Here is a 19242-nt window from a genome sequence, read left to right on the forward strand (position 1 = left end):
CCGCTACGGCGGGGCTTTTTCGTATGCGCAGCGCTACCACGCCAGCCCCAGGCCAGCAAAGGGCCCGGCGAAGCGTGCGCGGACGCGATCGTCACCGGCGCTGAACCGATAGCGCTGCTGCGCCCAGCCGGCCTCGATGGCCACCGGTCCCTCCGCCGGCGACCAGCGGACTGCGGCCTCGAAGCCATCCGCCAGGCGCCCCGAGGCTTCGATCCATTCGCCGGTCAGGTGCAGCGCGAGCGCTGGCTGCGGCTGCCAGCGCAATGCGAGGTGCAGTTGTGGAAACCACTCGTCGATTCGTTCGTCATCCACCGCGATGTCATCGCCATCGCGAATTCGCACAACGCCGTCGATCTGGCGGAGCGTCAGGCCCGGCAACAGGCTGATCGCCGGCGACATCGTGATGGTGTAGCGGGCGGTCAGGCTGTGGTTGTCGAGATCGGCGTCCACCAGCGCCTCTCGGGTCTGGGGCAATAGGGTGAGATCGCCGATCTGCAGGCCGGTTTGTCGGGTCTGCTGGCCGCTGACATCCAGGGGTGACCGGCGGTAGCCGAGTTCGGGCAGCCAGGCCGGGGATGGCCGCAGCCACAGCGCAAGCCCGATCCGGTCGTCGGTTCTGGCCGACAGGTCGCGCTGGAAGTCGAGGCGCTCGGTGTCGGTGGTGCCTCCCTCCAGCCGATAGTCCCAGTAGCGAATGCTCAGATGGCCGTTGAGTGCGCTCGCCGGCAAGGGGGCGGTGATGAGCAGGGAGAGCAGCGCACCGCGCACCGCGTTGGTGCGTCGCCGCTGCACGCGTTCAGCGTAGGGCCAGCTTGTCACGGTAGTCTCCATCGGGTGATCCAAAACGGTGCATCGGAACCCAGTGGTCCCGGTTCACCCCAGCATCCTGTTTCAACTGTCGAAGGAGTACCTTGCATGAAAAAGACGTCACTCGCGCTCGCTGCTGTCGCCTCATTGGGTCTGGCTGCCCCGGCCATGGCGCAGAACCTCAATTACAACTTCGTTGACGGCCGCTATCTGGATGGCGAAGTCGGAAATACGGATGTCGATGGCTTCGGCATCTCGGCGCAGGCGCTGATCAACCCGAACTTCTACGTCCTCGGCGGCTACTCCTCGGTTGAGCCCGACAATGGGCCCGGCGACTTGGACGTCATTCGTGCCGGACTGGGGTATCGTCATGGCCTTGCCGCTGCGACCGACCTCAACGGTGAGGTGCTGTATCTGAACGCAGATGCAGGCTCCAATGATGATTCTGGCATCGAGCTGGGGCTGGGGCTGCGCCACCGTTTCACGGAAGTGTTCGAAGGCAAGGCGGGTGTCCGCTATGTTGACGTCTTCAATGACGACGACACCTTTGTCGAAGTGGGGGGTCTGGCCCATCTGACACCGCAGTTCGCAGTGGGTATCGACTACACCTCTGGCGATATCTTCGACGGGTTCTCGGTGGGCGGCCGCTTCAACTTCTGAAGCCCGCTTTGGCATGACAGAGAAGCCCCACAGACCGTGGGGCTTCTTTTGCCTATCGGTTGACATGCCGCTTTGCTAGAGTGCCCCGGTCACAACAGACGGGGGATAGCATGTACAAGAAACTGGGTGCCGCGCTGGTGCTGGGGCCGTTGATGGCGACCGGAGCGTTGGCGCAGGAAAAAATCTTCAACGGATACGTCGACCTGTTCGCGATTCCGTATTCGTTTACGGAAGGCCAGGACGTCACAGGCGCGGACGCCGAAGACGACGGTTACGGTCTTGGTGCCCGGTCGATTGCGCTGGTCACCGACTGGTTGGCGATTTCGGCCGAGTATCAGACGGTGGAGCTGGATGCCACTGACGACAACATCAGCCAGTTGCGCGCCGGCCTCGGCTACATCGGGGCCTACGGCGGGATTTTCGTCGAGTACACCGACTTCGATACGCTGGGCATCAGCAACGATGGCATCGGCATCCATGCGCGCACCAGCTACAACGCCTCGCGCGACATGAACTTCTATGGCGATATCGGCTATCTGATGCTGTCCAATGACTTTCAGGATGTCGAGGGCCTGGAGGCGACGCTCGGGCTCGACTTCCGTCTGACCGAAAGCTGGGTGGTGTTTGCCGATGTTCGCTACACCCACCTCAAGGGCGATACCGACGACGCCAAGATTGCGCCGCTGGATACCCGTGTGGGAATCCGCATTCCGCTCGGCGTCTGATCCGCTGACGGAACGAAAAAGCCCCGCTTCGGCGGGGCTTTTTCGTTCCGCAGGGGTGCCGGAAGGCACTCGCGACCTTACTCGTCGAGGAAGCTCCGCAGGTAGTTGGCGCGGCTGGGATGGCGGAGCTTGCGCAATGCCTTGGCTTCGATCTGGCGGATGCGTTCGCGCGTCACATCGAACTGCTTGCCGACCTCTTCCAGCGTGTGGTCGGTATTCAGATCGATACCGAACCGCATGCGCAGCACCTTGGCTTCGCGTGGGGTCAGGCTGGCCAGAATCTGGTGAGTGGCTTCCGACAGCGACTGCGTGGTGGCGGTCTCCAGCGGTGACACGGCGTTGAGGTCTTCAATGAAGTCGCCCAGGTGAGAGTCCTCGTCGTCCCCGACCGGTGTCTCCATGGAAATGGGTTCCTTGGCGATCTTCAGTACCTTGCGGATCTTGTCCTCCGGCATCTCCATCTTGATCGCCAGCTCTTCTGGCGTCGGTTCGCGTCCCATCTCCTGCAGCATCTGCCGCGAAATGCGGTTGAGCTTGTTGATGGTCTCGATCATGTGCACTGGAATGCGGATGGTGCGTGCCTGGTCGGCGATCGAGCGGGTGATGGCCTGGCGGATCCACCAGGTGGCATAGGTGGAGAACTTGTAGCCGCGACGGTATTCGAACTTGTCGACGGCCTTCATCAGGCCGATGTTGCCCTCCTGGATCAGATCGAGGAACTGCAGGCCGCGGTTGGTGTACTTCTTGGCAATCGAGATCACCAGGCGGAGGTTGGCTTCCACCATTTCCTTCTTGGCGCGACGGGCCTTGGCGTCGCCGACGTTCATCCGCCGGTTGATGTCCTTGATCTCGTCAAGCGTCAGCAGGTTGTCCGACTCCATCTGCCGCAATGAGCCCTGCAGGCCGAAGATCTCGTCCTTGCGGTTGTTCAGCTCCGACGAGTACTTGCGCTTGGCGCGGATCGCCTTGTTGATCCACTCCTCATCGGTGATGCCGCCCTCGCGGTAATGGCGCATGAACTCTTCACGGGTCATGCCGGCATCGGCCACGCAGATCTTCATGATCTGCCGCTCGGCATCGCGAATCTGGCCGATCTTGTTGCGCAGGTTGGTGGTGATCTCATCGACGATCTTCGGTGACAGCTTGAAGGTCATGATGTGATGCGCCACCGCTTCACGGCGCTCGTGGGTACGGGTATCGACACTGCTCCACTTGGTCAGCGCGTCCCAGGCCTCGTCATACAGGCGCTGCAATTCGGTGAAGTTCTCGGCGCAGACCACCGGATCCGGGCCGGTCGGGGTATCGTCTTCTTCCTCCGCATCGTCGTCGCTGTCATCATCGTCGCTCTTGGCGGCTGCAGGCGCCGGCGGCGTTGGCGGCGTGTCATCGTTGAGCTCTTCGGGATCGAAGAAGCCGGTGACGACGTCGGTCAGGCGACGATTACCCTCGCCGACTTCGGCAAAGGCTTCGAGCAGGATGGCGACGGTTTCCGGGTATTGGGCCATGGCAAACATGGCTTCGTTCAGGCCCTCTTCGATCCGTTTGGCAATGCGGATCTCGCCCTCGCGGTCGAGGAGTTCGACCGAGCCCATCTCGCGCATGTACATGCGCACGGGGTCAGTGGTGCGACCGAACTGGTCTTCGCTGGATGCGATGGCGGCAGCGGCTTCCTCGGCGGCCTCTTCCTCTTCTTCGGCGGTAGCCACCACCGACGGCTCGGAGAACAGCTGCTCGGAGTCGTCGGGGGCGTCCTCGTGAACCGGGATGCCCATCGCCTGGATCATGCTGATGATGTCTTCGATCTGCTCGGAGTCGATGACTTCCGGCAGGTTGTCGGACACTTCGGCGAAGGTGAGGTACCCTTTCTCCTTGCCCAGCGCGATCAGGATTTTGATCTGCGACTGTTTCTGCGCCTGCAACTCGGCGATCGGCAAGTCGGGGTCCGTGTTTTTGCTCATGCGGTGTCGGCCTGGACGGTATACGGGGAGGGTGAAAGCGGCGGGTGACCGGCGCTGAACCGTGCATTATACAGCAGCCCCTGGCAAGTGCTACGAAGTGCCCGTAAATACGACGATATTTCAGCAAAAGCTGTCATCATCGCGCGGGTCTGCGCTCCTTAAGCAGGGCCCCCAATTCACGAATTTCGGCCGCCGAGAGCTCCCGCTCGCGCGAGGCTTCCATCAGGTCATCCCGACGACGCGCCTGGCCGCCCTGCGCCAGGTGCTGGATGGTGTCATCGAACTCGCGGACCCGATCCTCCGCTGACAGGATTGGCGGTTCCGCCATCAGTCGCTGCAGGGCAGCGCCTGCCGGCGTGCCGCGCCAGGCCTCCACCAGATGGGCGGTATGGGCGTCCGGGTGGGCATGAAAGTAGTCCAGGGCGTCGATCAGCACCCGGATACCGGGAGCCGGGCTCTGCACCAACAGCGACATCTGTTCGACCCGCTGGGCCAGCGCCGGCTGCTCCAGCAGGGCTTGAATGGCGGCCTTGACGGCGCGGGTGGCGGCTGACGGGCTGGATCGCGTCGCCGTCGGTGCCGAGGCCTCGGCGTTGCGGGCCGGCGCCTCCGGAGCAGCCATGCGCAGCACATCATCAGCAGACAGGCGGGTGATCCGTGCCAGCTCGTCGACCAGCAGGGTCCGCAACGGGCCTTCCCGCATCTTGCCGAGGTACGGGCGGGCCAGCGCGGCCAGCTTGGCGCGACCGTCGAGCGAGCCCAGCTGGACCTGCTTCGACAGCTCGCTGATCAGGAACTCGGTGAGGGTCGGCGCGCGGTCGATGCGGGCACGGAAGGCGTCAGCGCCCTCCTCCTGGACCAGTGAATCAGGGTCGTGCCCGTCGGGCAGAAACATGAAAACGCATTCGCGGGTGTCATGAACTTCAGGCAGCGCCTGCTCCAGGGCGCGCCAGGCGGCGCTGCGGCCGGCGCGGTCACCATCGAAGCAGAACACCACCTTGCTGGTGGCCTTGTAGAGCAGTGTCAGGTGATCGCGGGTGGTGGCGGTGCCGAGCGTGGCCACCGCCTCGGTGATGCCGAACTGGTGCAGCATCACCACGTCCATGTAGCCCTCGACCACGATCAGGTAGGGCAGTGCGGCGCGGGTGGCGGTCTTCGCCTCGTACAGGCCGAACAGATTGCGGCCCTTGTGGAAGAGCGGCGTCTCGGGGGAGTTCAGGTACTTGGCCGGGTCGTCGCCAAGGGTGCGGCCGCCGAAGGCGATGACGCGCCCCCGGGTGTCTCGGATGGGGAACATGACGCGGTTGCGGAAACGGTCATAGACGCCGCCCTTGTCGCGTTCGATCAACAGCCCGGCGGTGACGGCGTGCTCCGGCGTCTTGAGAAAGTCACACAGCGCGTCCCAACGATCAGGGGCATAGCCGATGCCGAAGGTCTTGCCGGTGTCGCCGCTGACGCCCCGGCGTTGCAGGTACTCGATTGCCGTCGGGTTGAGACGCAACTGCTCGCGGAAGAACCGCTGTGCGCCGGCCAGGGCATCGAGCGGGCCGTCCATCACCACATGGGTGCTCGGTCCCCCCTCACGCGGGACCTCGACCCCCGCACGGAGGGCCAGTTCCTCCACCGCCTCGACGAAGCTCAGGCGGTCATATTCCATCAGGAAGGTGATGACAGTCCCGCTCTTGCCGGCACTGAAATCGAAAAACATCTGCTTGACCGGCGAGACGAAGAACGAGGGGCTCTTCTCGTGCGTGAACGGCGATAGACCCTTCAGCTCCTTGCCGGCCCGTTTGAGCTCCACCCGCGCGCCGATCACCTCGACGATATCGGTACGTGCGAGGAGATCCTGGATGAACGCGTCGGGAATTCGGCCGGCCACGGGGGGAGTCTAGCCGGGTCCGCCGCTGCCCGGCACCGGCGCGGTGGCGACGGCGGTCAGCCCAGACGCTGCTTGATGCGGCCGGACAGCGCACCCATGTCGGCTTTGCCGGCCACCTTGGGCTTGAGCCAGCCGATCACCTTGCCCATGTCGCGGCCACCCTCGGCGCCTGTCGCCGCGATCGCCTCTTCGATCAGCGCGGCGAGTTCGGCGTCGCTCAGCGGCTGCGGCAGGTAGTCCTGCAGGACGGCGATCTCTGCGGCTTCCTTGGCGGCCAGCTCGGGACGGTCGCCGTCGCGGAACTGGCGTTCGGAATCGCGCCGCTGCTTGACCATCTTCTCGATGGCGGCGATGACCACCGCATCGGTGAGCTCGGTCGACTCCACTACCTCGCGCTGCTTCAGCTCGGCACTGAGCATGCGCAACACGCCCAGCCGGTCCTTGTCGCCCGCACGCATGGCTGTCTTGATGTCGTCAGCAACGCGGAGCTTGAGGTCGGTCATGGGAAGGTACCGGTCACGGTAAAACAGTAACGGGCCCGAGGGGCCCGTCAGCGAAACGACAGCAGGACTTCAGTACAGCCGAGTACGGCGATTGGCTTCGCGCGAGACCTTCTTGGCCTGACGCTTCACCGCCGCCGCGCGCTTGCGCTTGCGCTCCATGCTCGGCTTCTCGAAGGCTTCTTTCTTGCGGACATCGGTGAGGACGCCGGCCTTCTCGCAGGTGCGCTTGAAACGACGCAGCGCAACCTCAAACGGCTCATTATCACGAACGCGAACACTGGGCATGCAAAAGTCTCTACGGTGTGCAGGCAGGCGGGACCAGCCCCAACTGCCAAAAGGGGCGCAGATTCTATGCGTAGGCTTGCCGTAATGCAAAATAAGGCCTCATGACTGTTCTCGCCATTGAATCCTCCTGCGATGAAACCGCCGTCGCGCTTTACGATGGCGCGGCCGGATTGCGTGCCCATCGGCTGCACTCGCAAATTGCCCTGCACGCCGAATACGGCGGCGTGGTGCCGGAGCTGGCGTCGCGCGATCATGTCGCCCGCGCGGTGCCGCTGGTGCGTGAAACCCTGGCGGACGCCGGCCTCGGCGTCGCCGATCTCAGTGGCATCGCCTACACCGCCGGCCCGGGGTTGGTGGGCGCGCTGATGGTCGGTGGGGCGGTCGCCGCCGGCATGGCAATGGCGCTCGACCGACCGCTGATTCCGCTACATCACATGGAAGGCCATCTGCTTGCGGCGATGCTGGAGGCTGATCCGCCCGCCTTCCCGTTCGTCGCCCTGCTGGTGTCCGGGGGCCATACCCTGCTGGTGGCGGTCGAGGGCATCGGGCGCTACCGGTTGCTGGGCGAGAGCCTCGACGATGCCGTCGGCGAGGCCTTCGACAAGACCGCCAAGATGCTTGACCTGCCCTACCCGGGCGGCCCGCATCTGGCGCGGCTGGCGGAATCCGGGCGCCCGGACGTCTACCGGTTTCCGCGGCCGATGACCGACCGCCCGGGGCTCGACTTCAGCTTCTCCGGACTCAAGACCGCGGTGCGCAGCCGCCTGCCCGCCGTCGCGGATGCCCAGGCCCGCGCCGATCTTGCCCATGCCTTTCAGGAGGCGGTGACCGAGACGCTGGCCATCAAATGCGCGCGGGCCCTGGAAGCCACCGGATTCCGGCGTCTGGTGGTGGCCGGCGGCGTCGGGGCCAACCAGCGCTTGCGCGACCGCCTGCGCAGCTGGTCCGAAGCCGAGGGCGTCGGCCTGTATTTTCCGCGGCAGGCGTTCTGCACCGACAACGCCGCGATGATGGCCTATGTCGGCTGGCAGCGACGCGCCGAGGGGCGACCGGCCCATGAGGGTCTCTTCGCCACGCCCCGCTGGCCGCTGACCGATTTGAGACCCCCATGCGCGACCTGATCTTTCTCGAAGGCCTCACCGTGCAGGCGCTGATCGGCGTCTACGACTGGGAGCGCACTGCCCGGCGACCGCTGGTGTTGGACCTGCAACTGGAAGTCGACCTGGGCCCTGCCGGTGCGTCCGACGCCGTCGCCGATACCGTCGACTACGCGGCGGTGACGGCGAGCATCGAGGCCGAGGTGGCGGCGGCCAGCCCGCAGCTGCTGGAATCGCTGGCGGCGACCATCTGCGACCGCCTGTTGCGGGAGTTCGGCCAGGTGACGGCGCTGACGCTGACCGTGCACAAGCCCGGAATCCTGCCGCAGGTGCGGGATGTCGGCATCCGCCTGCGGCGGGCGCGACGCTAGGGGGCCTCACATGAGCACTCTGCGCACCGCCGGCGCTCACGATGTCGGGCGCTGTAGTTGTGCAGAGGTTCCCTAGGCGCCGCTGATCAGCGCGGCTGCCGCACTGGCGAGGTCGTCGAACACGCGGACCCCCTGGAGGTCGGCTGATGCCGCGGTGGCGGTGCCGAGGCCGCTACGCACCAAGATTGGGTGTGCGCCGACCTGGCGGGCGCTGTCGAGACCGTCGCTGTGATCGCTGACATACCAGACGTCGTCCAGGCCCATCTGCAGCCGCCGCGCCGCATCCTTGACCAGGTCGGCGGTTGGGCGGCCGTTACCGAACAGCACCGCCTCCAGTCGGCCGCCCATGGTCGCAAGGCGCTTCTGCAAGCGCTCGAAGCTGGCGATCTGGGTGTCGGGGTCGGCGGCCTCGGCAGGCGGCGCGGTGGTGGCAACGACCCGAAAGCCGGCCTGACAGAGCTTGGCGATCGCTTCGAGGCTGCCATTGAGCGGGCGACCTTCCACGGTGCCGCGTACGGCGCTACCGAGGCGTTCGAGGATGACGCCATCCCGCGCCACGATCACCATCTTCATCTGTCGTCCTCCGCGCCCGGGTCAGTCCTCAGGGTAGCAGCGAGATGTCGGCGACGGAACGGCACAGGCGGTCGATGCGGGCCAGCAACGCCAGGCGGTTGACCCGCACGACGGGGTCCTCGGCATTGACCATCACGGCCTCGAAAAAGGCATCGACCGGTTCCCGCAGGCTGGCCAGGTTGACCAGTTGGTCGGCGTAATCCGGGGTGTCGGGATTGCGCTCCTCGATCGCTGTGATGGTGGTCCACAGCGCGTGCTCGGCGGTGTTGTCGAAGCGGCTCGGGTCGACCTCGGTGTCCGCAGTGTCGCCGGCCTGCCGCAACAGATTGCGGATGCGCTTGTGGGCAGCCGCCAGATCGGTCGCCGCTGGATGCGCGGCAAACCGATGGATGGCCTGCAGCCGTCGGTCGAAATCCAGCGGCACCGTTACCTCCAGCGCGCGCACCGCCTCGAAGGCCTCGCTGCTGATGGCGCGGCCGTCCAGGTCAGTGCCGACGCGATAGGCGCGCAGACGCTCCAGTACGAATGCCAGCAGGGCGTCGAGGGTGGCCTCGCCGCGGTCCCCGGCCGGTTGTGCCGAAAGGGCGGCTTGCAGCAGCGGACGCAGGTCCAGCGCCAGGTTGCCCTCGACACAGATCCGCAAGGCGCCCAGGGCGGCGCGACGCAGGGCATAGGGATCCTTGCTGGCGGTGGGCTTCTGGCCGATCGCAAAGATGCCGGCCAAGCTGTCGAGCTTGTCGGCCAGCGCGATGACCTGGCCGGTCACCGTCGCCGGGATCGGGGTGCCCTGCTGGGTTGGCAGATAGTGGTCACGAATCGCCGTGGCCACCGCATCGGCTTCGCCGGTCGCACGGGCGTAGTACCCACCCATCAGCCCCTGCAGTTCGGGGAATTCGAACACCATCTTGGTGATCAGGTCGCACTTGCAGAGCTGCGCGGCACGGGCCACCTCGGCCAGTGCGCGTGCCTCCGTCATCAGTGGTGCGGCGATCTCGGCCGCCAGCACCTGCACCCGATGGGCCTTGTCGGCGATCGAGCCCAGCGCTTTCTGAAAGGTGACCGCGGCCAGGCCGTCGGCATAGTCCGCCAGCGGCTGCTTGAGATCCTGTTCATAAAAGAACAGGGCGTCGCTCAGACGCGGGCGCACCACCCGTTCGTTGCCGACGATCACCTGGCTGACGTCGCGGCTGGCGATGTTGGCGACGGTGATGAAGGCGTTGGTGAGGGTGGCCTGGGCGGCGTCGGCGAACACCGTGAAGTACCGCTGGTTGGTTTCGACGGTGGCGACGATCACCTCGGGCGGCAGCGTCAGGTAGCGGTCTTCGAAGTGGCCGGTAATGGCCGCCGGCCACTCCACCAAGGCCGTGACCTCGTCCAGCAGGTCTTCGGTGATGCGGGCGTGACCGCCGATACGGGCGGCCTCGGCTTCGATCTGTCGGCGGATATCCGCCTTGCGGGCGTCGACGTCGGCGTTGACGAAGGCAGCCTTCAGGGCGGCCGCATAGTCGCCCGGCCGTGCCAGACTGATCGGTGCGGGCGCGTGGAACCGGTGCCCGCGGGTCAGTCGGTCGGCCGTCAGTCCATAGGCATTCACCGGCACCACATCGTCGCCGAGCAGGCAGGTCAGCCATTGCACCGGGCGGACAAAGGTGGCGTCACCGCTGCCCCAGCGCATCCGTTTCGGCACCAGGGTGTCCATCTGCTTCAGGGTTTCGTCGAGCACGGCCTGCAGCAGACTGGCGGTGCTGGCGCCTGGGGCAGTCTCGCTGTAATGCAGTTTGCCGTCGCGCTCGCCAAGCGCCTCGAACGGCACGCCGCAGGAGCGGGCGAAGCCCAGCGCCGCCGGAGTCGGCTTGCCGTCCTTGAGGGCGGCGGCCATGGCCGGCCCGCTACGTTCGATCCGCTGCTCGGGTTGCTCTGGCGCGACCGAGGCGATGACCACGGCCAGTCGGCGCGGTGTGGCGAACCGGGCAACGCTGCCGTGCCACACGCCGCGGCGGTCGAGCCCGTCGGCGATGCCGCCACTCAGTGCGTCAGCGAGGGGCAGGACGTAGCGGGCGGGCAGATCTTCGGTGCCGATTTCCAGCAGCAGGTCGAGGGACATGGACTCACGGGGCAGTCAACAGGGCGCGGCATTGTCGGCCATCGGCGGGGGATCGCCAAATGGGGCACGGGCCGATTCGGGAATGGCGGGGTCCGGAAGCGGACGCCTCAGGCGGCCCGGGCCGCGGGCTGCAGCATCGGGAACCCCAAGGCTTCGCGCGCCTTGAAGTAGGCCTCGGCGCAGCCTCGGGCCAGCGTGCGTACCCGCAGGATGTAGGCCTGGCGCTCGGTGACGCTGATGGCGCCGCGGGCATCCAGCAGATTGAAGGCATGGCTGGCCTGGATGGTGCGCTCGTAGGCCGGCAGCGGCAGGGGGGTGTCGAGCCCCAACAGGTGCTGGCACTCGGCCTCGGCCCGGGTGAAGCGTTCGAACAGGGTGGCGACGTCGGCGTGCTCGAAGTTGTAGGTGGACTGCTCCACTTCGTTCTGGTGGTAGACATCCCCATAGGTGACGATCCGGCCGCCGGTATCCGACCACACCAGGTCGTACACCGACTCCTTCTTCTGGATATACATCGCCAGCCGTTCCAGGCCATAGGTGATCTCGCCGGCCACCGGACGACATTCGATGCCGCCGACCTGCTGGAAGTAGGTGAACTGGGTCACCTCCATGCCGTTGAGCCAGACCTCCCAGCCCAGCCCCCAGGCGCCGAGCGTGGGGGATTCCCAGTTGTCCTCGACGAAGCGGATGTCGTGGGTCAGCGGGTCGAAACCGAGCATCCGCAAGGACGCCAGGTACAGGTCCTGGATGTCGGGCGGGCTCGGCTTCATCAGCACCTGGAACTGGTAGTAGTGCTGCAGCCGGTTGGGGTTGTCGCCGTAGCGGCCGTCGGTGGGGCGGCGCGAGGGCTGGACATAGGCGGTGTTCCAGGGCTCGGGCCCCAAAGCCCGCAAAAAGGTGGCCCAGTGGAAGGTACCCGCGCCCATTTCCATGTCCATCGGCTGGACCACCACACAGCCATGGCCGGCCCAGAAGGTCTGCAACTTGAGAATCAGGTCCTGAAACGTCATGTGGGGGCCGGCAAAAAGCGTTTGGAGACGCGAGTATAGCGAAGGGTCGGGGCGCGCTGGCCCTCGTCGGCCGGGGTTTCGGCTAGCATGCCCCCTGCGGTTGCACGGCGCTGGTTCGCGGTTTGACCTGCGCATGGCATGTTTCATGCTTCATTTTGGCGCACGCCCGGAACGGGCCATCGCATCTGTCACCCACCACTGACCAAGCAGGAGAACCCAATGTCGGGTCAAGACGTTCTGAACACGATCAAAGAGAAGGGCGTGAAGTTTGTCGACTTCCGCTTCTGTGATACCAAGGGCAAGGAGCAGCACGTCACCGTGCCTGCCCATACGGTTGACGACGCGCTCTTCACCGAAGGCAAGATGTTCGACGGTTCGTCGATTGCCGGCTGGAAGGGCATCAACGAGTCCGACATGATCCTGATGCCGGATGCTTCCACCGCCTTCGTTGATCCGTTCTTCGAAGACCCGACGCTGGTGCTGACCTGCGACGTGCTGGAACCCTCCACCGGCCAGGGCTACACCCGTGACCCGCGCTCGCTGGCGAAGCGCGCCGAAGCCTATCTGAAGAGCACCGGCATCGCCGACACCGCCTACTTCGGCCCGGAAAACGAGTTCTTCGTGTTCGATTCCGTCCGTTGGGAATCCGGCATGAAGGGCTGCGCGGTCGAGATCGATTCGGAAGAAGCGGCCTGGTCGTCCAACAAGGGCTACGAAGGCGGCAACATGGGGCACCGCCCCGGCGTCAAGGGCGGCTACTTCCCGGTGCCACCCGTCGACAGCCTGCAGGACATGCGCTCCGCCATGTGCGACACGCTGGAAGCCTGCGGTATCGAGACCGAAGTGCATCACCATGAAGTGGCCACCGCCGGACAGTGCGAAATCGGGGTCAAGTTCAACACCCTCACGCTGAAGTCCGACGAAGTGCTGAAGCTGAAGTATGTGGTGCAGAACGTTGCCCACCAGTTCGGCAAGACCGCCACCTTCATGCCGAAGCCGATCGTCGGCGACAACGGCAGCGGCATGCACGTGCACCAGAGCCTGTCGAAGGACGGCAAGAACCTGTTTGCCGGCGACGAGTACGGCGGCCTGTCGGAAACCGCGCTGTACTACATCGGCGGCATCATCAAGCACGCGCAGGCCATCAACGCCTTCACCAACCCGGGCACCAACAGCTACAAGCGTCTGGTGCCGGGCTTCGAAGCGCCGGTGCTGCTGGCCTATTCGGCCCGCAACCGCTCGGCGTCGATCCGCATTCCGTACATCGCCAACCCCAAGGGCCGGCGAATCGAAGTGCGCTTCCCCGACAGCCTGGCGAATCCCTACCTGGCCTTCACCGCCATGATGATGGCCGGCCTAGACGGCATCCAGAACAAGATCCATCCGGGCGGTCCGTCCGACAAGGATCTCTACCATCTGCCGCCGGAAGAGGACGCCAAGATTCCGCGCGTCTGCCACAGCCTCGACATGGCGCTGGAAGCGCTCGACAAGGACCGTGAGTTCCTGCTCAAGGGCGGCGTGTTCGACAACGACCTGATCGATGCCTACATCGAACTGAAGATGGCCGACGTCACGCGCTTCCGCATGACCACGCATCCGATCGAGTTCGACATGTATTACTCGATGTAATCGCTTCGCGATTTCATCGCGTAAGGCGGTTCGCCAAACCCGCCCGGCGGCGTTGCCGCCGGGCCGCCCCCGGACTTCGGGGGTGGGCGAGGCCAGCCGGTCGTGTTGCAAAAAACCCCGCGCAAGCGGGGTTTTTCTGTTGGGGCGCACCAAAACGGCTCATTCTCAGGCGACCTGAACGAGGTTGCACCAAGTTGGACCGCCCGCTCAGGCCGCGAAACCTCGGTGCAGTCAGCGGCGGCCTCGGTCAGTAGCTGATTTGAATGCACCAAACTAGTGCGTCATGGTGGCGAATGGCGTAGCGTAGGCCGTGCTGCATTGGCGCAGCTTTTGCTTCGGCGTTCTCATGAAATTGGTTCCCCGCCCGCGGCCCAAGCCGGATTGGATCCTCGACGGCCTCACCACGGCGGTGATCGCGCTCGACGAGCGGTTGTGCGTCACCGCGCTGAACTCCGCCTGCGAGAGCATGTTCGGGGTGTCGCGGCGTTTGGCGCTGGGCCAGCCGGTGGCCGAGGGCGTGCCCCATTTCGGCCCGCTGCGGGAGCGCCTGCAGCAGTCGCTCGACCACGCGCTGGGCTTCATCGAACGCGAATTGCGGCTGAGCCGCAATGGCGACCCGCCGATCACGGTCGACTGCACGGTCACGCCTTACGTCGGCGGCAAGCTGCCCGGACTGTTGCTGGAGCTGCTGCCGCTGGATCGCCACATGCGGATCTCGCGGGATGAGCTGATGCTGGCCCAGCACCAGGCCAGCCGCGAGCTGATCCGCGGCTTGGCGCACGAGATCAAGAACCCGCTCGGCGGTATCCGCGGCGCAGCGCAGTTGCTGGAGCGCGAATTCCCCGATTCCGAGCATCGTGAGTACACCCGCGTGATCATCCGCGAGGCTGATCGGTTGCAGAACCTGGTCAATCGCATGCTGGGCCCCAACCGCCTGCCGCAAAAGGCCTCACTCAACGTGCACGAGGTGCTGGAACATGTGCGCCAGCTGGTGCAGGCCGAGGCCCCCGAGGGCGTCAGTTTCCTCCGCGACTACGACCCGTCGATTCCTGAAGTGGTGGCCGATCGCGAGCAATTGATCCAGGCCACGCTCAACCTTGCCCGCAACGCGGTGCAGGCGCTGGCGGGGCAGGGGGTGGTGACCTTGCGGACCCGTACCCGGCGGCAGATCACCATCGGCCAGCAACGGCACCGGCTGGTGGTGCTGTTGGACATCGAGGACAGCGGTCCGGGCATCCCGCCGGCGCTGCTCGACAAGATTTTCTATCCGATGGTGACCACTCGTGCCGATGGCACCGGTCTCGGATTGCCGATTGCCCAATACCTCATCCACAGCCACGGCGGCCTGATCGAGTGCCGGTCACGTCCGGGTTGTACCGTCTTTTCGATGTATCTGCCTCTGGAAGCGCCGTTATGAACGTCTGGGTTGTCGACGATGATGAATCCATCCGCTGGGTGCTCGAAAAGTCCCTGGCGCGCGATGGCCTGCAGGCCCGCGCCTTTCCCGGCGCGGCGGAATTGCTGGATGCGCTGGAGGACGACGAGCCCGATGTGCTGTTGTCCGACATCCGCATGCCGGGTGTCGACGGGCTGGAGCTGATGGCGCGGGTGCGCGCCGCCCATCCCACCCTGCCGGTCATCATCATGACCGCCCATTCCGACCTCGATGCCGCGGTGGCGGCCTACAAGGGCGGGGCCTTCGAATACCTGCCGAAACCCTTCGATGTCGACGTGGTGTCGGCACTGGTGCAGCGCGCCGCCGAGAGCCGGGCGGTCGACAGCACGCCGGCACCGGTGCCGGCCCGGGCCGCCATCATCGGTGAGGCGCCGGCGATGCAGGATGTGTTTCGCGCCATCGGTAGGCTGTCGCAGAGCCAGATCACCGTGCTCATCACCGGGGAATCCGGCTCCGGCAAGGAGCTGGTGGCGCGCGCGCTGCACGTCAACAGCCCGCGCGCGCAGCGGCCCTTCATCGCGATCAACACCGCCGCCATTCCCAAGGACCTGTTGGAAAGTGAGTTCTTCGGGCACGAGCGCGGTGCCTTCACCGGCGCGGCCGCTCAGCGCAAGGGACGTTTCGAACAGGCGGACGGCGGCACCCTGTTCCTGGACGAGATCGGCGACATGCCGGCCGATCTGCAGACCCGGTTATTGCGGGTGCTGTCCACCGGCGAGTTCTATCGTGTCGGCGGGGTGGCGCCAGTCAAGGTCGACGTGCGGGTGATTGCCGCCACGCACCAGGATCTTGATGCGCTGGTTCACGACGGCCGCTTCCGCGAGGACCTGTATCACCGTCTCAATGTCATCCGGGTCCGCATTCCGTCGCTGTCCGAACGGCAGGAAGATGTGCCGCTGCTGATGGGGCACTTTCTGGCACAGGCGGCGCGCGAGCTGTCGGTGGAGCCGAAGCGGCTGCGCCCGGAGGTACTGGATCGCCTCAGCCATTTCGAGTGGCCGGGCAATGTGCGTCAGCTGGAAAACGTGTGTCGCTGGCTGACCGTCATGGCACCCGGACAGGACGTGCATCTGGCCGACCTGCCGCCGGAACTGCAGGGGTCGACGGACCTGAACGTAACAGCGCCTGACGCCAGTAACGGCCCCGCCGCGGGCGTCAGTGGCGACGACTGGCCGCAGTTGTTGCAGCGCTGGGCCGATCAGGCATTGGCCTCGGGCCAGAGCGAGATTCTGGAAGAAGCCACGGCCGCGTTCGAGCGCACGCTGATCCTGTCCGCGCTGCGGGCCACCGATGGCCAGCGGCAGGAAGCGGCACGCCGCCTCGGCTGGGGTCGCAATACCCTGACCCGTAAAATCAAGGAGTTGTCACTGGACGTCTGACCGCAGAACGCCGGATTCTTGTGTTTCGATAATAATTCGATAAAACTAGAAATATGGAATCTGAAATCGCCGTCGAACGCCTGTCCGCGCTGGCCCAGCAGGGTCGCTTGGCCATCTTCCGTGCGCTGGTGGTCGCCGGCCCGACCGGCCGCTGTCCGTCTGATCTGCAGGAACAGCTCACGATCACGCCGTCGGTGCTGTCCTTTCATCTGAAAGCCTTGCGGCAGGCCGGGTTGGTGCAGGTCCGCCAGGATGGCCGTCACCTCTACTACTCCGCGGACTTTGCCGCGATGAACGCACTGATCGCCTACCTCACCGAAAACTGCTGCGCCGAGGACCCCGGCTGCTGCGCACCTCCGGAGCGGGCATGCGTGACGTCCTGATCCTCTGCACCGGCAACAGTGCGCGGTCCATTCTTGGCGAAGCGCTGATCAATCACCTCGGCGCCGGCCGGGTGCGCGGCCACTCTGCCGGGTCACAGCCCAAGGCTGCGCCGCACCCCTTCGCGCTGGAGACGCTGGGCGCGGCCGGCATTGCGACCGCGGGACTGCACAGCAAATCCTGGGATCGATTTGCCGGCGCCGACGCCCCCGCGCTGGACCTGGTGATCACCGTCTGCGATGCCGCCGCCCATGAAGCCTGCCCCTGGTTCCCGGGCCCGGCGATCCGTGCCCACTGGGGGCTGCCGGACCCGCCAGCGGCCGGTGACGCGGCGACCCAGCGCGCGCGCTTTGCGGCGGTCCGCGAGGCCCTGCGTGTCCGCATCGAGACCTTGCTGAGCTGGCCCGATGCGGACTGGGACGCGCCGGACTTCGCCGCGCGGGTGCAGGCCCTGCACGACGGGCTGCCGGTGCCGGCATGAGCGGCCACCGCCTGGTGTGGGCGCTGGGGGCCGCGCAACTGCTGGCCTGGGCCTCCAGCTATTACCTGCTGGCGACTCTGGCGCGGCCAATGGCCGACCACTTCGGACTGGCGCCGGTGTGGCTGTACGGCAGCTTTTCGGCGGCGCTGGTGCTGGCGGCCCTGATCGGCCCGGCCTCGGGCCATCTCATCGATCGCTTCGGCGGCCGTCGGGTGCTGATGCTGTCGAACGCGCTGTTCGCGCTGGCGTTGATCGTCATGGCCGCCGCCGCACATCCGCTGCAATTGTTCCTGGGTTGGCTGTTGCTGGGGGTGGCGATGCCACTGGGGCTGTATGACGCTGCCTTCGCCACCCTGGTGCGGCTGCGCGGCGCGCAGGCGCGCGGCGGTATCGTCGGCATCACGCTGATTGCCGGGTTTGCCAGTTCCGTGAGTTGGCCGCTGTCGGCCTGGGGTGAGGTGCAGTTCGGCTGGCGCTGGGTCTGTGCCGGTTGGGCGGTGCTGCATCTCACGCTGGGGCTGGGCATTCACGCCTGGGCGGTGCCCAGTCTCAAGCGGGCCTTCGGTGTCGGTCAGTCGGACCCGGTCGGCAGTGAGGCGACCCATCGCGCCCCGCTGAGCGCCCTCATCCTGATTGCCGTGGCCTTCACCGCCAGCGGCTTCGTCTTCGCTGCCATGGCCACCCACTTGCCGGCGCTGCTGCGTGCCAGTGGCGCCGCCCCTGCCGTCGCCGTTGGCGCGGCCTCGCTGGTCGGTGTGGCGCAGGTGCTGGCACGGCTGGCCGAGGCCGGGGTGTTGCGACGCTGGCACCCCCTGGTGTCGGCGCATGTGGCGGCGGTGCTGCATCCCGTCGGTGCCGCGGTGTTGCTGGTCGCGGGCGCGCCCGCCGCCGTGCTGTTCGCCGTCTTTCATGGCGCCGGAATCGGCCTCATGACCATCGTCAAGGGCACGCTGCCCTTGGCGCTGTTCGGCGCCCAGGGGTTCGGTCGGCGCGGCGGCTGGCTGGAGGCGCCGGCGCGCGTCGCGCAGGCGCTGGCGCCGATTGCCTTTGGCCTCAGTCTCGACCGCTATGGCTTCGCCGCGCTGTGGTTGTCCTTCGGCATTGCGGTGGTGGGCGTGCTCGCCATCGGCCTTGCCGGTTTCATCGCCCATTCAACGAGCCGCGCCGATGCTGCGAACCCTCCCTGATCCCCACCATCTGCCCGCCCTCGATCCCCGGGTGGTGCAGGCCGATCTCGCCGGCCGTTTGGGGGCTGCCCCCGGTCATCCGCCGCGGGTGTTGCTGCTCTACGGATCGCTGCGGCCGGTGTCCTATTCGCGGCTGCTGGTGGAGGAAGCGGCGCGACTGCTGATCCACTTCGGTTGCGAGGTGCGCATCTTCGATCCCGCCGGCCTGCCGCAGCCCGACAGCCCGGAGGCGGCCGGCCATCCCGAAGTGGAAGAACTGCGCGCCCTGTCACTGTGGTCGGAGGCGCAGGTGTGGTGCAGTCCCGAGCGCCATGGCGCCATCACCGCGGTGCTGAAGAATCAGATCGACCATATCCCCTTGGCGATGGGAGCGGTGCGGCCGACCCAGGGCCGCACGCTGGCGGTGATGCAGGTCAGCGGCGGCTCCCAGAGTTTCAACGCGGTGAACACGCTGCGGTTGCTGGGGCGCTGGATGCGCATGATCACCATCCCCAATCAATCCTCTGTGGCCCAGGCCTGGCAGGAGTTTGACGCCCAGGGGCGGATGAAACCCTCGGCCTACTACGAGCGGGTGGTCGACGTGATGGAGGAGTTGGTGAAGTTCACTTTGCTCACCCGCCACCATGACGAGGCACTGGTCGACCGCTACAGCGAACGCCGTGCGGCGCTGCTGAAGGCCGAAGCGGCCGCCAGCCGTCTGGCACGCGCGTCCGGGGCCGCGGCATAAGCGGGTTCGCGCGCCTTGCGTCTGCAGATG

Annotated in this window: 19 protein-coding genes; 11 read left to right on the forward strand and 8 right to left on the reverse strand. The window is 66.1% G+C overall.

The annotated features are described in order from the left end of the window. Positions 1-33: 33 nt before the first annotated feature. Positions 34-819 carry a porin family protein gene (locus tag JN531_RS07310; protein ID WP_228348208.1) on the reverse strand — a complete coding sequence of 262 codons (786 nt, stop codon included), beginning with the start codon at positions 817-819 and terminating at the stop codon, positions 34-36. A gap of 96 nt (positions 820-915) precedes the next feature. Here JN531_RS07310 and JN531_RS07315 point away from each other — a divergent pair, with 96 nt between their 5' ends. Next, positions 916-1467, forward strand: a complete 552-nt coding sequence (locus JN531_RS07315) for a hypothetical protein (RefSeq protein WP_228348209.1) — start codon at positions 916-918, stop codon at positions 1465-1467. A 110-nt stretch (positions 1468-1577) separates the two neighbouring features. Then, positions 1578-2192, forward strand: coding sequence for an outer membrane beta-barrel protein (locus JN531_RS07320; RefSeq protein ID WP_228348210.1), 615 nt, complete (start codon positions 1578-1580; stop codon positions 2190-2192). 77 nt (positions 2193-2269) lie between these two features. Here the strand turns inward: JN531_RS07320 and rpoD are convergent, their stop codons facing one another. The 4 genes from rpoD to rpsU form a co-directional block, all read right to left on the reverse strand. Then, positions 2270-4150, reverse strand: coding sequence for an RNA polymerase sigma factor RpoD (gene rpoD / locus JN531_RS07325; protein ID WP_228348211.1), 1881 nt, complete (start codon positions 4148-4150; stop codon positions 2270-2272). 136 nt (positions 4151-4286) lie between these two features. Next, positions 4287-6029 carry a DNA primase gene (gene dnaG, locus JN531_RS07330; protein ID WP_228348212.1) on the reverse strand — a complete coding sequence of 581 codons (1743 nt, stop codon included), beginning with the start codon at positions 6027-6029 and terminating at the stop codon, positions 4287-4289. 56 nt (positions 6030-6085) lie between these two features. Continuing rightward, the gene (locus JN531_RS07335) at positions 6086-6532 is read right to left on the reverse strand and encodes a GatB/YqeY domain-containing protein (protein WP_228348213.1); all 447 of its coding nucleotides are present in this window, start codon (positions 6530-6532) and stop codon (positions 6086-6088) included. A gap of 69 nt (positions 6533-6601) precedes the next feature. Continuing rightward, positions 6602-6817: a 30S ribosomal protein S21 gene (gene rpsU, locus JN531_RS07340; protein WP_228348214.1), complete on the reverse strand. Its 216-nt coding sequence runs from the start codon at positions 6815-6817 to the stop codon at positions 6602-6604. Between the two features lie 101 nt (positions 6818-6918). Between rpsU and tsaD the strand changes: the two genes are divergently transcribed. Both tsaD and folB read left to right on the forward strand, forming a co-directional pair. After that, positions 6919-7938 carry a tRNA (adenosine(37)-N6)-threonylcarbamoyltransferase complex transferase subunit TsaD gene (gene tsaD / locus JN531_RS07345; protein ID WP_228348215.1) on the forward strand — a complete coding sequence of 340 codons (1020 nt, stop codon included), beginning with the start codon at positions 6919-6921 and terminating at the stop codon, positions 7936-7938. Beyond that, positions 7926-8285: a dihydroneopterin aldolase gene (folB, locus tag JN531_RS07350; RefSeq protein WP_228348216.1), complete on the forward strand. Its 360-nt coding sequence runs from the start codon at positions 7926-7928 to the stop codon at positions 8283-8285. The genes tsaD and folB overlap by 13 nt, the downstream gene beginning before the upstream one ends. A gap of 72 nt (positions 8286-8357) precedes the next feature. On the opposite strand, the gene JN531_RS07355 is transcribed toward folB, so the two are convergent. From JN531_RS07355 to glyQ, 3 genes are all read right to left on the reverse strand, one after another. Beyond that, positions 8358-8858, reverse strand: coding sequence for an HAD hydrolase-like protein (locus tag JN531_RS07355; protein WP_228348217.1), 501 nt, complete (start codon positions 8856-8858; stop codon positions 8358-8360). A 28-nt stretch (positions 8859-8886) separates the two neighbouring features. Then, on the reverse strand, positions 8887-10962 hold the full coding sequence (gene glyS, locus JN531_RS07360) for a glycine--tRNA ligase subunit beta (RefSeq protein WP_228348218.1): 2076 nt from the start codon (positions 10960-10962) through the stop codon (positions 8887-8889). A 107-nt stretch (positions 10963-11069) separates the two neighbouring features. Further along, on the reverse strand, positions 11070-11972 hold the full coding sequence (gene glyQ / locus JN531_RS07365; protein ID WP_228348219.1) for a glycine--tRNA ligase subunit alpha: 903 nt from the start codon (positions 11970-11972) through the stop codon (positions 11070-11072). Positions 11973-12191: 219 nt separating this feature from the next. Between glyQ and glnA the strand changes: the two genes are divergently transcribed. The 7 genes from glnA (at position 12192) to arsH (ending at position 19212) form a co-directional block, all read left to right on the forward strand. Next, positions 12192-13601, forward strand: coding sequence for a glutamate--ammonia ligase (glnA, locus tag JN531_RS07370; RefSeq protein ID WP_228348220.1), 1410 nt, complete (start codon positions 12192-12194; stop codon positions 13599-13601). Between the two features lie 346 nt (positions 13602-13947). After that, positions 13948-15018, forward strand: a complete 1071-nt coding sequence (gene glnL, locus JN531_RS07375; protein ID WP_228348221.1) for a nitrogen regulation protein NR(II) — start codon at positions 13948-13950, stop codon at positions 15016-15018. Further along, positions 15015-16436, forward strand: coding sequence for a nitrogen regulation protein NR(I) (gene ntrC / locus JN531_RS07380; protein ID WP_228348222.1), 1422 nt, complete (start codon positions 15015-15017; stop codon positions 16434-16436). The genes glnL and ntrC overlap by 4 nt, the downstream gene beginning before the upstream one ends. Before the next feature lie 53 nt (positions 16437-16489). After that, on the forward strand, positions 16490-16819 hold the full coding sequence (locus tag JN531_RS07385) for an ArsR/SmtB family transcription factor (RefSeq protein ID WP_228348223.1): 330 nt from the start codon (positions 16490-16492) through the stop codon (positions 16817-16819). After that, positions 16804-17298 (forward strand): arsenate reductase ArsC, encoded by a 495-nt coding sequence (locus tag JN531_RS07390; protein WP_228348224.1) that lies wholly within the window; start codon positions 16804-16806, stop codon positions 17296-17298. The genes JN531_RS07385 and JN531_RS07390 overlap by 16 nt, the downstream gene beginning before the upstream one ends. After that, positions 17295-18485, forward strand: a complete 1191-nt coding sequence (locus JN531_RS07395; protein WP_228348225.1) for an MFS transporter — start codon at positions 17295-17297, stop codon at positions 18483-18485. Before JN531_RS07390 ends, JN531_RS07395 begins: the two co-directional genes overlap by 4 nt. After that, complete coding sequence (gene arsH, locus JN531_RS07400; protein WP_228348226.1) at positions 18466-19212, forward strand: arsenical resistance protein ArsH; 747 nt, start codon at positions 18466-18468, stop codon at positions 19210-19212. The genes JN531_RS07395 and arsH overlap by 20 nt, the downstream gene beginning before the upstream one ends. Positions 19213-19242 lie beyond the last annotated feature (30 nt).

The organism is Flagellatimonas centrodinii (assembly GCF_016918765.2).
GTDB classification, from domain to species: domain Bacteria; phylum Pseudomonadota; class Gammaproteobacteria; order Nevskiales; family Nevskiaceae; genus Polycyclovorans; species Polycyclovorans centrodinii.